The organism is Streptomyces odontomachicola (genome assembly GCF_039605595.1).
Lineage (GTDB): Bacteria > Actinomycetota > Actinomycetes > Streptomycetales > Streptomycetaceae > Streptomyces.
This window is the reverse complement of sequence record NZ_JBCFOK010000010.1, coordinates 37,023-49,972: the sequence shown is the minus strand read 5'-3', so window position 1 is coordinate 49,972 and position 12,950 is coordinate 37,023. Positions and strand designations below refer to the sequence as shown.

Sequence of the window (12,950 nt, the reverse complement as noted above, 5' to 3'; positions counted from 1 at the left end):
TTGACGGTTGCACGAGGGTATTGCTGGGGCGACAGCGCCGTTACCTTCGGGTAGCGCGTGTGCCGACCACGGGAGTCCCGATGCGTGTCACCCCCCATGCACGACCGCTCTTCTCCGCCCTGTCCGCCGTCGCGGCGGCCGCGCTGCTCGCCCCGCCGGGGGTGGCGTACGCGGAGGACAGCGCGGGAACCACTGCGTCCGCGGACAAGGTGAGCCCTGCTGCGAGCGCGCCGGCGAAGGGCTCCCCCGCGCCCCGCTGGAGCACCCAGGGCCGCTGGCTCACCGACGAGCGAGGCCGGGTCGTGCTCACCCAGGGCGTGAACGAGGTCGAGAAGAACCCGCCGCACGCCCCCGACGCCGTGGGCTTCGGCGAGGACGACGCGGCCTTCCTCCAGCGCGAGGGGTTCACGACCGTGCGGCTGGGGGTGATCTGGGCGGCGGTGGAGCCGCGGCCCGGCGCGTACGACGACGCCTATCTGGCGCGGATCAGGAAGACGGTCGAGATGCTGCACCGGCACGGCATCTCGGCGCTGCTCGACTTCCACCAGGACATGGTCAACCCGCGCTTCCAGGGCAACGGGTGGCCGGACTGGGCGGTGCTCGACAAGGGCGCGCCCAATCTCGTCAAGGCCGGATTCCCCGCCAACTACTTCCTCAACGCGGGGGTGAAGAACTCCTACGACAGCTTCTACGAGAACCGCCCGGCCTCCGACGGCAAGGGCATCGCGGACCACTACACGGACGCGTGGGCGCATGTCGCTCAGCAATTCCGGGGAACGCGCGGGGTGATGGGCTTCGACCTGTTCAACGAGCCCTTCCCCGGGAACCGTTTCCTGGGCTGTCTGCTGCCCACCGGGTGCAAGGAGCAGGACGCGCGGCTGTCGGCGGTGCAGCAGAAGGCGGTGGACGCGATCCGGCGGGTGGATGCGCGGACGACCGTCTATTACGAGCCGATGCAGTTCTTCAACATCGGGATACCGACCCGGGTCTCGCTCAAGGGCCGCAATCTGGCGATGTCCTTCCACGATTACTGCACTTCGCAGGCCGTTCTGCACAACTACTTCGGCTGCAAGGGCCCGGACGCGGCCGTCTTCGCCAACGCGGAGAAGCAGTCGCGCGCACACCAACAGGGGCTGCTGCTCACCGAATTCGGCGCCATCACGGCCGAGGATGTACTGCGTTCCCAGACCGACCTGGCGATGAAGAACAAGGTCGGCTACCAATACTGGGCCTACACCGGAAACGACCCGACCACCGCGGGCCCCGGCGACGAACAGGCCCTGGTCTTCAACACCAAGCGCCCGCCCCGCGACGGCAATGTCGACTGGAAGAAGCTCGACGCCGTGTCGGTCCCGCATCCCGACCGGGTGGCCGGGATTCCGCGAGATTACGGCTACGACCGCGAGGCGCGCGCCTTCGACCTGCGCTATACGCCGGAGAAGGCGGGCGGCGGCGCCTTCGGGGACGGCTCGGTGACCACGGTCCGGATTCCCGCGCACAGTTATCCGGAGGGATATCGCGTACGGGCCGAGGGTGCGCGGGTGACCTCCGGGCCTGACGCGCGGACGCTGCGGCTGGAGCTGAAGCCGGGCGCGGAGGAGGTACGGGTGTCGGTCCGGCCGACGGACGGCTGAGCGGCGGGAGTTGTCAGCCGTACGGGGTACGTGAAGGGGGCGTACGTGGAGGTGGCGTACGCGGAACGGGCGTACGTGGAGGAGCGCCCGTGGAGGGGCGGGCTCAGCCGTTGCGGAGGCCCGCCCTGCGCCTCTCCCTCGCCTCCCTCGCCTCCCATTCGGCGCGGGTCATCGCGTACTCGACATCGCCCTGCTCAGAGCCCTCGATCGGGTCGGGCCAGTCGCCGAAGCTGGTGCGCACGAAGCGCAGGCCGGCCTTTTCCATGACCCGGCGCGAGGCGGTGTTGACGGTCATCGTGTGGGCCGTCACCCGCCGGACGCCGAGCTCGGTGAAGCCCCTGCGGAGCAGGGCGCGGGCGCCCTCGGTCGCGTAGCCGCGGCCCCAGACGGCGCGGCGCAGCCGGTAGCCGAGCTCGACCTCGTACGGCTCCGCCTCCCACAGCGGGCGGAACTCGAACCAGCCGAGGAACTCCCGCGTGGCCCGCTCCCGCGCCGCCCAGTAGCCCACCGTGCCCGGTCCTGCACCCAGGCCGGGGTGGCGGCGGAGCATGCGCGGGAGGTCCTGGGTACGCAGGGTCTCGCGGGGTGTGGGCCTGCCGCCGTTGAGGTAGCGCATCACGGCCGGGTCGGCGTCGAGCTCGGTCAGGCGGTCCAGATCGTCCGGGGTGAGCGGGCACATGAGCAGCCGCTCGGTCTCCCAAGGGGTGTGCATGGGCCGATACTTGGGGCTGCGGAGCGCGTTGGCAACCGGTTTGCGGCGCCGAGAAAAGTTCCGAATTTCCAGGATTTCCCTTTTCGGGTGACGGTTGCGGTCGACGGCAGTGATTCGCGTCACCTTTTCCGCGCGGATGGATCTTTCCTCGGGGTGAGTCCGGGCCCATTTCCCTATCCCGGGCGATGAGTTGACGCACCGTCCAGCATTCCCCTTCTTCTCCGGCAGGGAATCCCGGAAAGGAATACGGGGGTTGTTCGGGGTCGCCTTTCCTGCCTACGTTCGGCTCGACCCCCGGGCGGAGCGCCGAATCCTGCCGCCGTCCGGACAACACACCCGTGCACTTTCGGCAGGAGCGGGGGAACCGCGCAGGCCGCCGTTGCGGAATTCCGGAACGGCTCGGGGTGAAGCCGCACAGCACGCAGCGGCCGGGCCTCTCCAGCCCGAACCCGACAGCTCACCCCGCAGGCGTCACCGGAGAGGAAAGCACCATGGCCGCTCAAGGCAAGCACCGCCGTCCGAAGTCCGCTTCCCGTCGCCTGCACAAGGGGTTTGTCGCCGTGAACACAGGGGGCGCCGCCCTCGTTCTGCCCGCGGTCGGAGCGGGCGCCGCCCACGCCGCGCCCGCCGAAAAGCCCGCGGCGGCGGAGCGGACCGGCGCCTCGAACTCGGGCGACGGCTCCAGCGCCTCCCAGACCTATTCGGTGGCTCCCGGGGATTCCCTCCACAAGATCGCGGAAAGGTTCTCCGTCGACGGCGGCTGGAAGAAGCTCTACGAGGAGAACCGGGACGCCGTGGGCGCCGATCCCTCGATGATCCTTCCGGGCACGAAGCTGACGGTCGGAGCGAACTCGGGAGGGGCGAACTCGGGCGGAGAGTCCCGGAGTTCCGGCCCCGCGCCGTCGCCGCAGGGAAGCGCGAATGCGCAGCAGAGTGCGTACTCCGACAACCTCGACGGGTGGATCAGGGAATCCCTCGACATCATGAAGCAGCACGGAATTCCCGGCAGCTACGAGGGAATTCACCGCAACATCATGAGGGAGTCCGGCGGCGACCCGCGCGCCACGAACGGCTACGACTCCAACGCCGCAGCCGGCACGCCATCCCAGGGCCTCCTCCAGGTGATCGCCCCCACTTTCGCCGCCAACCACGTCCCGGGAACGTCCCAGGACCCCTTCGACCCGGTCGCCAACATCACCGCGGCATGCAATTACGCGGCGAAGCAGTACGGGTCGATCGACAACGTGTCGGGGGCGTACTGAGGGGTTCGGTCCCGCACCCTGCTGTGTCCGGTGGCCGCACGGCCACCGGACACAGCGCTGCGTGCAGACCCGGGCCACGCCGCGACCCACACCCCGGCCGGCCCGCTTGCACTTCCCTCCCCCGCTCTTGGACTTTCGTGCCGTGCGGGACCCCTGGGGTTGACGGGGTTGTGGAGGGGTCGGAGTCTGAGCTTTGGGCTTTGTGTCCGATTGCCGGTTCTCTTGTGGAGGCAGTTTGTCCGCCGCCAGAACTCCCGCCGCGCTCCTCTCCCTCGCCCTCCTGGCCGCCGCCCCGCCCGCGCTCGCCTCGGACCGGCCCGCCGCCGACCGTCAACCCGCCGAGCACCGCGCCTCTGACCAGCGGCCCGCCGGTCAGCACGCCGATCCCCGTCCGCTGCCGGTCGTTTCGCCCACGCCGCAGCAGCTCAGCCGTACGGGGCCCGGCCTCCCCCTCCCGCACAAGATCCGGGTCGTGACCGGCAAGGACACCGATCCGGCCGCGCAGCGGCTGCTCACCACGGTGCTGCGCGGCAGCGGCGTACGCGTCGAAGAGGCCCGTGCCGCCGCGCCGGGACGGGTGAACCTCCTGCTCGGCGCGGCCCGGCGGCCCGACATCGCGCGGGCCCTGCGCGGGACCGCCGTACCCGACCGCGCCGAGTCGTACGGGCTGCGCGTCGACGCGCGCGGCACCGTCGCGCTGGGCGGGCGTGACGGCGCGGGGCAGTTCTACGCGGTGCAGACCCTGCGCCAACTCATCGCGGGAGCAAAGAAGTCGGCGCTCCCCGGCGTCGCGGTCGCCGACCGTCCCGCGATGCCGCTGCGCGGCAGCATCGAGGGCTTCTACGGCAAGCCCTGGACGGCGGCCGAGCGCCTGGACCACATGGACTTCCTCGGCGACACCAAGGCCAACACCTACGTCTACGCGCCGAAGGACGACCCCTACCACCGCGAGAAGTGGCGCGAGCCCTACCCCGCGAAAACCCTCTCCGAGCTGCGCGAACTCGTCGACCGCGCACGTGCGAACCACGTGCGGTTCACCTTCGCCGTCTCCCCCGGCAACTCGATCTGCTACTCCGACCCGGACGACCTCAAGGCGCTGAAGGCCAAGCTGCGTTCGCTGTACGACATCGGCGTGCGCTCCTTCTCCATACCGCTCGACGACATCAGCTACACGAAGTGGAACTGCGCGGGAGACGAGAAGAAGTTCGGCGCTCCCGGGCGCGAGGCCGCGGCGAAGGCGCAGGTGAGCCTGCTGAACGAGGTGCAGCGTGACGTCCTCGCGCCGCTGCCTGGCACGCGGCCGCTGCAGACGGTGCCGACCGAGTACGGGGACCTGAAGGAGACGGCGTACAAGAAGACGCTGCGCACGTCGCTCGACAAGGACGTCGAGGTGATGTGGACGGGCACCGACGTGGTGCCGCCGGAGATCACCAAGGCGCAGGCCGAGCGCGCCTCGGAACTGTTCGGGCGCAAAGTCTTCGTCTGGGACAACTATCCCGTCAACGACTTCGCGCAGACCACGGGGCGGCTGCTGCTCGCCCCGTACGACAAGCGCGAGCCGGGACTGTCATCGCAGGTCAGCGGGCTGGTCTCGAATCCGATGAGCCAGGCGGGCGCCAGCAAGTCGGCCGTCTTCACCATGAACGACTTCGCGTGGAACGACCGCGGCTACGACCGTGAGCGCTCCGCCGCGCAGGCGGCCCGCTACCTCGCGGGGGGCGACGCGCGTACGGCACGGGCGGTACGCGTCTTCGTGGACCTCAACCATCTGGCCCCGACATTCGGCGATCGGCCGTGGCAGCCGCAAAGTCCGGTACTTAACAGCAAGTTGGCGCCCTTCTGGGAACGCTACAGGAGCGATCCGGCCGCGGCGCTGCGCCAGGTGCGCCCGGTGGCCGACTCCATCGCGCGCACCCCCGGCATCCTCCGCAAGGGCGGCACCGACCCGCGCTTCCTCGCCGACTCCGAACGGTGGCTCCAGGCCACGGAGTTGTGGGGTACGGCGATGCAGCACGGGGTGCGTACGCTCGCGGCGCTCCAGGACGGCGACGGAGAGCGGGCCGCCGGGGAGCGGGCGGCGATGGACAAGGACGCCACCGCCGCCTCGAAGATCATGGTCGATCCGGCGGAACACCACCGGCTGGGCCCGGTGCTGCTCGGCGATCCGTTCATCGGGGACTTCCTCGCCAAGGTGCGGATCGAGCAGGAGCACGGCTAGCGACTAGCGCGTGTGTCCCCGGGCGCAGTCCGGGATGTAGTGGTCAAAAGCATGCTTCTGCGCGCGCTCCCGCAACTTTCCGGAATAGGCGTCCGTCTTGACCACGCCGATCTTCAGATCGGTGCCGTCCTCGATGGTCCGGGTGTTCGCGCAAGTCGCCACGACGACCCAGACGTTGTCGTCCACCGTGCCGTCCAGGTGGTAACTCGGCTTCGCGCCCGTGAGGGGCTTGGACATGTCGTACGAGACCATCGAGGAATTCTCCGGGAGTTCCGGCTGCACCTGCGCGACGGACCGCCCGACGAGCGAACTCACGGGAACGGAAGAGGCGTTGTCCGAGCCATCCGAATTCCCCGAGCCGCACCCCGCAAGCACGACCACCGCACCGAGAATTCCCGCCGCAGCACGCCACCTCATACGACCTCGCAGACGACACTCGCCGGCCGCGGGTCGAACGCACTCCAGCGGCACAGAGCACCGAGACATGCGACATCCCCCTGTTTCCCGGCGGCCCTGGTCAACGGCCGCCTCGGAGCGAGCTTACTGATGCGCCCTTTTTCTGTCGCATTTGACAATGGCTCCCGGGCGGTGCCGGGGAGGGGAACGCGATGGCGGTGTTCCGCGTCTCAGCGGGGTGACCCGGAAGAAGGAATGCGAAATGGGGGCGGGGCGTCGGCTGGGGTGTGCTCGGCGCGGTGGCCGTCGCGGGGGTGTCGGCCGTTCTGGTGCCGGCGGACGACGGCGGTGCCGCCCGCGGCGAGGGCGGGTCGGCCGACGATGAGCGGCCGGGCTCCGCCTCCTCGTACTGGACCGAGGAGCGCAGACGGGAGGCAGAACCCGCGCCGATGCCCGAGCCGAACCCGGAGTCGGATCCGGACACATGGTGGTGGCCGTGATCCCCGTGTCGGCCGTGCCGCTCCCTCACCCCGTCCCCGGCAACCGGAGCTGGAGCCACGTGGACAAGCGCGTGTCGGGGTCGGTCAGGTCCAAGTCGAATCGTTCGGCGGCGCGGCGGAGGCGGTAGCGGACCGTGTTGGGGTGGAGGTGCAGGCGGCGGGCGGCCGAGGCGATGTCGCCGACCGCGTCGAACCAGGCCAGCACGGTCGCCGCGTAATCGGTGCGGTGCTCGGCGTCGTACGCCAGCATCCGGTCGACGCCCGGGTGCCGCAGCCGCGGATCGCGCGCCAGCACCTGCGCGAGCCGGTCCAGCACGAGCGTGCCGTGCACGTCCTCGACACCGGCGACGTCGGGGAGTTCGCGGGGACCGGGCAGCCCACCGAGCGCCGTCCCGGGATGCGCCCCGCTCTCCTGCTCCGCGAGCGCCCGCAGGATCTCGTCCGCCTCCTGCCGCTGGGCCGCGATCTCCCCGGTGTCCCGTACGGGTGCGCTGACCGCCGCGCGCACCCGCTCGTCGAAGACGCGGCACACCCCGCGCAGCGCCCCGTTCGCGAGCCGCCGGGCCGTGCCGGTGTCCTCGCCGGGCACCAGCGCGTACACCCGCGTACCGGCGGCGGCGACCGTCGCACGGGGATGGAAGGCGGCGAACCACTGGCGCACCACGGTCCCCAACTGCCGCGTGAGGAAGGGCCCCGGAGCCTCGGGCCCGGTGAAGGCGAAGCCGGTGAGCACGGCGCCGGTGCCGGGCGCGAGGCCGAGACGGCGCGCCGCGTCGGCGACGGGGCGGCCGTCGAGAAGGGCCCGCAGGGTCTGGGTGCAGCGGCGGCGGGACCGGTCCTCGGAGTCGTTGGCGTTCAGCAAGTGCCCGGCGGCGGACCGCGCCCCCTCCAGGAGCGCCTGCTCGCCCTCGGGCCCCGTCCCCTCGGGGCCCTGTATCGCCCAGATGGTGCCCAGCGGCCGCGGGCCCGCGCGCACGGCGACGGCGATGCGCGGGAGCTCGTCGCCCGCGGCGGGGAAGCGCACGGGACCGCCCGCCGCGAGCACCGCGCGGTACTGCGCGGGCTGTTGCAGCCCGTCCGGCACCTGGCGTTCGAGGATGCCGCGTTCGCGCAGCTCGTCGATGCGCTGCCCGGGTATGGAGGAGTAGGCCAGCACGCGCTGGCCCAGGTCCTCGATGGCGACCGAGCCGCCCACGACGGTGGCCAGCGCGTTGGCGATGCCGAAGAGTTCGTCGCGCGGATCGGTGGCCGCCACCAGGCCGCCGAGGCCGTCGGCGCCGAGCGCGGAGGCGAACACCGCGTCCAGCTCGCGCCAGGGCGCCGTCTCGGCGGCCGCCAGCACAGCCGTGCCGTACGCCGCGGCCTCGGCGAGCAGCGGCGCGGGATCGCCGCCGCGCGCCTTGAGCACCACGGCGCAGTAGCCTCCGCGCGCGGCGGACCGCACGAGCGACGGCATCCGCGCGTCGTTGGCGCCCGCGCCGACCAGCAGCAGGACCGTGCCCTCGCCGTCCGGGTAGGGCAGTTCCTCGGCGCAGTCGTGCAGCACGGTGGCGCGTACCGGCACGTCGAGGCCGCACGGCGCCGCCAGCACGGAGACCGCCCCGCTGCCGGCCGCCTCGACCACGGTGCGCAGGGTGACACCGGAGGACGGAACGGGCGCGGCGGACGGCAAGGATGTCGCGGACTGCGGGGATATCGCGGAGGAAACAGGCGCCACGCCCACATCCAGCGTGTGCGCGACGGGCAGTGCCCCGGCTGTCGTTGTCCGATCGGCCAAAGTCATCGGCACACCTTAGTTCGATCTTCCCGGGACCGGGAGACGGGTGGTCCGGAGCATGGGGCCCGCTCGAATCCGGGCAGGCCGCGAGCCTCGCCGGGACCCCGTACGGCTGGGAGGACTTCATGCTGGAAACCGGCAGCGGCGGCGCCGCGCACGGCGGCGACGCCGGACACCCGGGAACCGCACAGGACGACACGACGGGGGCCGCCCGGCGCGACGAACTGACCGGTGAGCGCGACGGACTGACCGTCCAGCACGACGAACGACCCGGTCAGCGCGACGAACTGCTCGGCCTCTTCCCCGCGAACAGCCGCACCCTCGACACCGACGGCGAGCTGCTGATCGCGGGCCTGCGCGCGGAGGAGCTGGCCACCGCGTACGGCACCCCGGCCCTGATCGTGGACGAGGCGGCGCTGCGCGAACGCGCCAGGGCCTACCTGGACGGGCTGCGCTCGCGCTGGCCGCTGTCCGATGTGGCCTTCGCCTCCAAGGCGTTCCCGTGCACCGCGATGTGCCGCATCGCGGCGGAGGAGGGCCTGTCGATCGACGTGGCGGGCGGCGGCGAGATGGCCGCGGCGCTCGCGGCGGGCGCCGACCCGGCGACCCTGGTGCTGCACGGCAACGCGAAGACCCCGGCGGAGATCGCCATGGCGGTGCGCGCCGGCGTGGGCACGGTGGTCGTGGACAACTTCGACGACATCGACAGGCTGGAGGCGGCGGTACGGGACGCGGAGCTGGATCCCTCCTGCGAGGCCCCCGCCAACGGCCAGGGCGTCCTGGTCCGCGTGATCCCCGGCGTTCACCCCGGCACCCACGAGGCGGTGGCCACGGGGCAGCACGACTCCAAGTTCGGGCTGCCCATGGAGCAGGCGCGGGAGGCCATCGCGCGGCTGCGGGGCAGCGACCGGCTGCGGCTGGACGGCGTCCATGTGCACGTGGGCTCGCAGGTGCTGAGCACCGAGCCCTTCGCGCGGGCCGTCGAGGCGGTCACGGAGCTGGGCGAGTTCGCGGTGTACGACCTCGGCGGCGGACTCGGCGTGCGCTACACGTACGAGGAGCACCCGCCCACGCTGGACGCCTATCTGGACGCGGTCACCGAGGCGGCGCGCCGCCATCTGCCCGCAGACGCGCGGCTGCTGATCGAACCGGGCCGCTCCATGGTGGCCGACGCCGCCCTCACCCTCTACCGCGTGGTGACCGTCAAGCGCGGCGCGCGCACCTTCGTCGCCGTGGACGGCGGCATGGGCGACAACCTCGAACCCGTGGTGTACCAGCAGCGCTTCGAGGCCACCGTCACCAATCGCGTGGGCGGCGGCGAGACGTGCGAACTGGTGGGCAGGCACTGCGAGTCGGGCGACAAGATCGTCTCCGGGGTGCCGCTGCGCGACCCGCGCCCGGGCGACCTGATCGCCGTGCCCGTGACCGGCGCCTACTCGTACTCGGTCGCCAGCAACTACAACGGCGCCTGCCGCCCGCCCGTCGTGCTCTGCCGGGACGGCGAGGCGCGTCTGGCGGTACGCCGGGAGACCCACGATGATCTGCTGCGGCGCGATGTGCGCTGGTGGTGAGCGGGCACACCCGCCGACGGTGAGCACATAGGCCGGCGAACGGACCCACCCCCCACACTTCAACCCTCATTCCCTGACACGGAGTTGACCGTGACACAAGTGCCGCACCCGGAGGGCTCCGCCTCCCCCTCCACCGCTCCACCCGAGGGCCCGGCGCCCCGCGGGCCCGAGGGGCCGCGCTCGCCCCTGCTGCGCCGCAAGCCCGTGGAAGCCCTGCTGGCCGAGTCGGCCCGCAGCGGCGACGACGGCGTCGGCGGGGTGGGCCTGCGCCGCTCGCTCAACCTCATGCAACTCACCATGCTCAGCGTCGGCTCCACGCTCGGCACCGGCATCTTCGTCGTCCTCAACGACGCGGTGCCGAAGGCCGGTCCCGCCGTCGCGCTCTCCTTCGTGGTGGCCGCGCTGGTCGCCCTCTTCTCCGCGCTCTCCTACGCCGAACTCGCGGGCAGCGTCCCGGTGTCGGGCTCCTCCTACTCCTACGCCTACGCGGCCCTGGGCGAGGGCGCGGCCTGGGTGTGCGGCTGGTGTCTGCTGCTGGAGTACGGGGTGGCGGTCTCGGCCGTGGCGGTCGGCTGGGGCCAGTACCTCAACGAGCTGCTCGGCGACGTCGTGGGCATACGCATCCCCGACGCGCTCAGCCAGCCGCCGGGCGACGGCGGGGTGTTCAACCTGCCGTCGGCCGTGCTGGTGATGTTCGCCGCCTTCCTGCTGCTGCGCGGGGCGCGGGAGAGCGCGAAGTGGAACAACGCCATGGTGGCGCTCAAGATCGTCACGCTGCTGATGTTCTGCGCCGTCGCCTTCACCGCGATCCGCGCGGGCAACCTGCACCCCTTCATGCCGCTCGGGATCGCCGGGGTGAGCGCGGGCGCCTCGCAGGTGTTCTTCAGCTACGTCGGCTTCGACACCGCCTCGACGGCCGGCGAGGAGGCCCGCAACCCGCGCCGCGACCTGCCGCTGGCCATCATCCTGTCGCTGGGCATCGTCACCGTCATCTACTGCCTGGTCGCGCTCGCCGCGATGGGCGCCGTTCCGTGGCAGACCGTCCAGGGCGACCAGGCCACGCTCACCGCGATCCTGCACAAGGCGAGCAGCCAGCCGGTGTGGGCGACCCTGCTCTCCCTCGGCGCCGTGGTCTCCATCGTCAGCGTGGTGCTGGCCACGCTGTACGGGCAGACCCGCGTGCTGTACGCGATGTCCCGCGACGGGCTCATGCCGCGCATCTTCAGCCGGGTCAACCCGCGCACCTCGGTGCCCGGCGCCAACACGGTCATCGTGTCGATCGCGGTCGGCGCCCTGTCGGCCTTCGTCCCGCTCGGCGAGCTCACCGACGCCACCAGCATCGGCACCCTCTTCGCGTTCGCGCTGGTCAACCTGGCCGTCATCGTGCTGCGGCGCACCCGCCCCGGGCTCAGCCGCGGATTCCGGGTGCCGCTCTCGCCGCTCACGCCGCTGCTCGGCTTCGTGCTGTGCGTGTACGCGATGGCCTTCCTCGGCGGCAGCACGTGGATCGCCTTCGCCCTGTGGCTCGTGGTCGGCGTGGTCGTCTACTTCGCGTACGGGATGCGGCACTCGCGACTGGAGCGCGAGGGGGCCGACTCCGGCGCTGCGGGCGCCGGCTGAGCGACCGGTATGAGGGACGGCCCCCGCGTCCGGCTTCGCGGGGGCCGTCCGCGCGTGTGTCCCCGGCCGCCGCCTCAGCCGCCGCGCTGCTCGCTCAGCAGCACGTGCAGGGGCTTGGCCGCGCGCTGCCGGTACTCCTGGACCGCCCAGCCGTTGCCGTCCGGGTCGGTGAAGTGCAGGAAGGTACCGCCGTCCTGCGGTGCGTACTCGACGGGCCCGGACACCTCAAGGCCCCGCCCGGTCAGCTCGGACAGCGCCTCCTTGATGTCCGTCACGATCAGCTGGAGGCCGTGGTACGTGCCGGGTTCGGGCGTTCCCGTGGGGCTGGGCAGCCCGCTGGTGAGCGCGATCGAGCAGCCGGACCCGGGCGGCGTGAGCTGCACGACCCGGGAGCCGGGCAGCACCTCGGTGTCCACGTCGACATGGAAGCCGACCTTGTCGCGGTAGAAGGCGAGCGACCTGTCGATGTCGGAGACGGGCACCGGGATGACTTCCAGGGTCATTTCCATGCGGACTCCCTTGGTCGGCGGGGGAGAACACCGCCGCACTCCGGCGGCCTCCTCAGCCTCGCGTCACGCGCCCGCTCCTGCCACCCCCGTACGGCACCGTCCCCGCTACGCCCCGCGCACCACCGCCGCCCCGCCCCGACGGCGTACGCGGACAGCCCGGTCAGCGTCCGGGCCCCGCCCGCACACCCAGGTACGGGCGCTTGCCAGGACCGTAATAGAGCAGCGCGTCCCAGCCGCGCTCCCTCAACAGCGGTATGCACGCGCGGAGTCGGTCCGCCGCCTCCTCGCGCACGCCGCTCCCCTGCGGGCCCGCCCACTCCACGCGCACCGGGTCCTCGTCCTCGGGGCCGCCCTCGGCGACCCGGTAGCCGGTACGGACGCGGCGGCCCTCGGCGTCCACGGCGGAGGGGGTCACGCCCGCGGCCTCCAGCGCGATGGCCACGGCGCGCACCGGGCGCTCCCGCTCCCAGGGCGCGGGCTCGGTCGGGCTGGGCGCCAGCATCCTGCGGATCTCCACGGTGCCCGCCCAGGCCGAGCGCACCGCCCCCGCCCTGCGCGCGGGGTCGGCCGCGCCCTCGCACCCCTCGCCGAAGTCGGCGGCGAAGCCGCCCTCACGCCCGCCGCCACGCCCGGCACCACCGTCACGGTCACGCTCGCTCATCGGCCCCGCCTCCCACTGCAACGGTGCCACGCGCGCCGCGCGCACCGCCCTCCGAAGACCCCTCCGAAGACCGCGGAGGGCGCGAACCTA

11 protein-coding genes and 1 riboswitch are annotated in these 12,950 nt (G+C 72.2%); of the genes, 6 read left to right on the top strand and 5 right to left on the bottom strand.

The features are described from left to right. Nucleotides 1-80: 80 nt before the first annotated feature. Nucleotides 81-1,634 carry a cellulase family glycosylhydrolase gene (locus tag ABEE00_RS19410; RefSeq protein ID WP_345746825.1) on the top strand — a complete coding sequence of 518 codons (1,554 nt, stop codon included), beginning with the start codon at nt 81-83 and terminating at the stop codon, nt 1,632-1,634. A gap of 103 nt (nt 1,635-1,737) precedes the next feature. Here ABEE00_RS19410 and ABEE00_RS19405 read toward each other — a convergent pair whose 3' ends face one another. Then, complete coding sequence (locus ABEE00_RS19405; RefSeq protein WP_345746824.1) at nt 1,738-2,346, bottom strand: GNAT family N-acetyltransferase; 609 nt, start codon at nt 2,344-2,346, stop codon at nt 1,738-1,740. A 327-nt stretch (nt 2,347-2,673) separates the two neighbouring features. Further along, a riboswitch (cyclic di-AMP (ydaO/yuaA leader) is annotated at nt 2,674-2,833 on the top strand. A 4-nt stretch (nt 2,834-2,837) separates the two neighbouring features. On the opposite strand from ABEE00_RS19405, the gene ABEE00_RS19400 reads away from it, so the two are divergent. Both ABEE00_RS19400 and ABEE00_RS19395 read left to right on the top strand, forming a co-directional pair. After that, complete coding sequence (locus ABEE00_RS19400) at nt 2,838-3,608, top strand: LysM peptidoglycan-binding domain-containing protein (RefSeq protein ID WP_345746823.1); 771 nt, start codon at nt 2,838-2,840, stop codon at nt 3,606-3,608. A 235-nt stretch (nt 3,609-3,843) separates the two neighbouring features. Further along, on the top strand, nt 3,844-5,826 hold the full coding sequence (locus ABEE00_RS19395) for a glycoside hydrolase family 84 protein (protein WP_345746822.1): 1,983 nt from the start codon (nt 3,844-3,846) through the stop codon (nt 5,824-5,826). Between the two features lie 3 nt (nt 5,827-5,829). Here the strand turns inward: ABEE00_RS19395 and ABEE00_RS19390 are convergent, their stop codons facing one another. Then, the gene (locus ABEE00_RS19390; protein ID WP_345746821.1) at nt 5,830-6,141 is read right to left on the bottom strand and encodes a hypothetical protein; all 312 of its coding nucleotides are present in this window, start codon (nt 6,139-6,141) and stop codon (nt 5,830-5,832) included. A 380-nt stretch (nt 6,142-6,521) separates the two neighbouring features. On the opposite strand from ABEE00_RS19390, the gene ABEE00_RS19385 reads away from it, so the two are divergent. Next, the gene (locus tag ABEE00_RS19385) at nt 6,522-6,722 is read left to right on the top strand and encodes a hypothetical protein (RefSeq protein WP_345746820.1); all 201 of its coding nucleotides are present in this window, start codon (nt 6,522-6,524) and stop codon (nt 6,720-6,722) included. A gap of 25 nt (nt 6,723-6,747) precedes the next feature. Here ABEE00_RS19385 and ABEE00_RS19380 read toward each other — a convergent pair whose 3' ends face one another. After that, nucleotides 6,748-8,346 carry a PucR family transcriptional regulator gene (locus ABEE00_RS19380; RefSeq protein ID WP_345746819.1) on the bottom strand — a complete coding sequence of 533 codons (1,599 nt, stop codon included), beginning with the start codon at nt 8,344-8,346 and terminating at the stop codon, nt 6,748-6,750. Nucleotides 8,347-8,624: 278 nt separating this feature from the next. Between ABEE00_RS19380 and lysA the strand changes: the two genes are divergently transcribed. Further along, nucleotides 8,625-10,070, top strand: coding sequence for a diaminopimelate decarboxylase (gene lysA, locus ABEE00_RS19375; RefSeq protein ID WP_345746818.1), 1,446 nt, complete (start codon nt 8,625-8,627; stop codon nt 10,068-10,070). A 90-nt stretch (nt 10,071-10,160) separates the two neighbouring features. Next, a complete protein-coding gene (locus ABEE00_RS19370) occupies nt 10,161-11,690 on the top strand; it encodes an amino acid permease (RefSeq protein WP_345746817.1) in 1,530 nt (509 codons plus the stop codon). Between the two features lie 74 nt (nt 11,691-11,764). On the opposite strand, the gene ABEE00_RS19365 is transcribed toward ABEE00_RS19370, so the two are convergent. Further along, nucleotides 11,765-12,199, bottom strand: a complete 435-nt coding sequence (locus tag ABEE00_RS19365) for a VOC family protein (protein ID WP_345746816.1) — start codon at nt 12,197-12,199, stop codon at nt 11,765-11,767. 160 nt (nt 12,200-12,359) lie between these two features. Beyond that, nucleotides 12,360-12,860 (bottom strand): hypothetical protein, encoded by a 501-nt coding sequence (locus ABEE00_RS19360; RefSeq protein ID WP_345746815.1) that lies wholly within the window; start codon nt 12,858-12,860, stop codon nt 12,360-12,362. Between the last annotated feature and the right edge of the window lie 90 nt (nt 12,861-12,950).

Coding starts and splice junctions, on each gene's coding strand:
- lysA (WP_345746818.1), top strand. CDS start 8,625: ATGCTGGAAACCGGCAGCGGCGGCGCCGCGCACGGCGGCGACGCCGGA.
- ABEE00_RS19360 (WP_345746815.1), bottom strand. CDS start 12,860: ATGAGCGAGCGTGACCGTGACGGTGGTGCCGGGCGTGGCGGCGGGCGT.
- ABEE00_RS19405 (WP_345746824.1), bottom strand. CDS start 2,346: ATGCACACCCCTTGGGAGACCGAGCGGCTGCTCATGTGCCCGCTCACC.
- ABEE00_RS19410 (WP_345746825.1), top strand. CDS start 81: ATGCGTGTCACCCCCCATGCACGACCGCTCTTCTCCGCCCTGTCCGCC.
- ABEE00_RS19365 (WP_345746816.1), bottom strand. CDS start 12,199: ATGGAAATGACCCTGGAAGTCATCCCGGTGCCCGTCTCCGACATCGAC.
- ABEE00_RS19400 (WP_345746823.1), top strand. CDS start 2,838: ATGGCCGCTCAAGGCAAGCACCGCCGTCCGAAGTCCGCTTCCCGTCGC.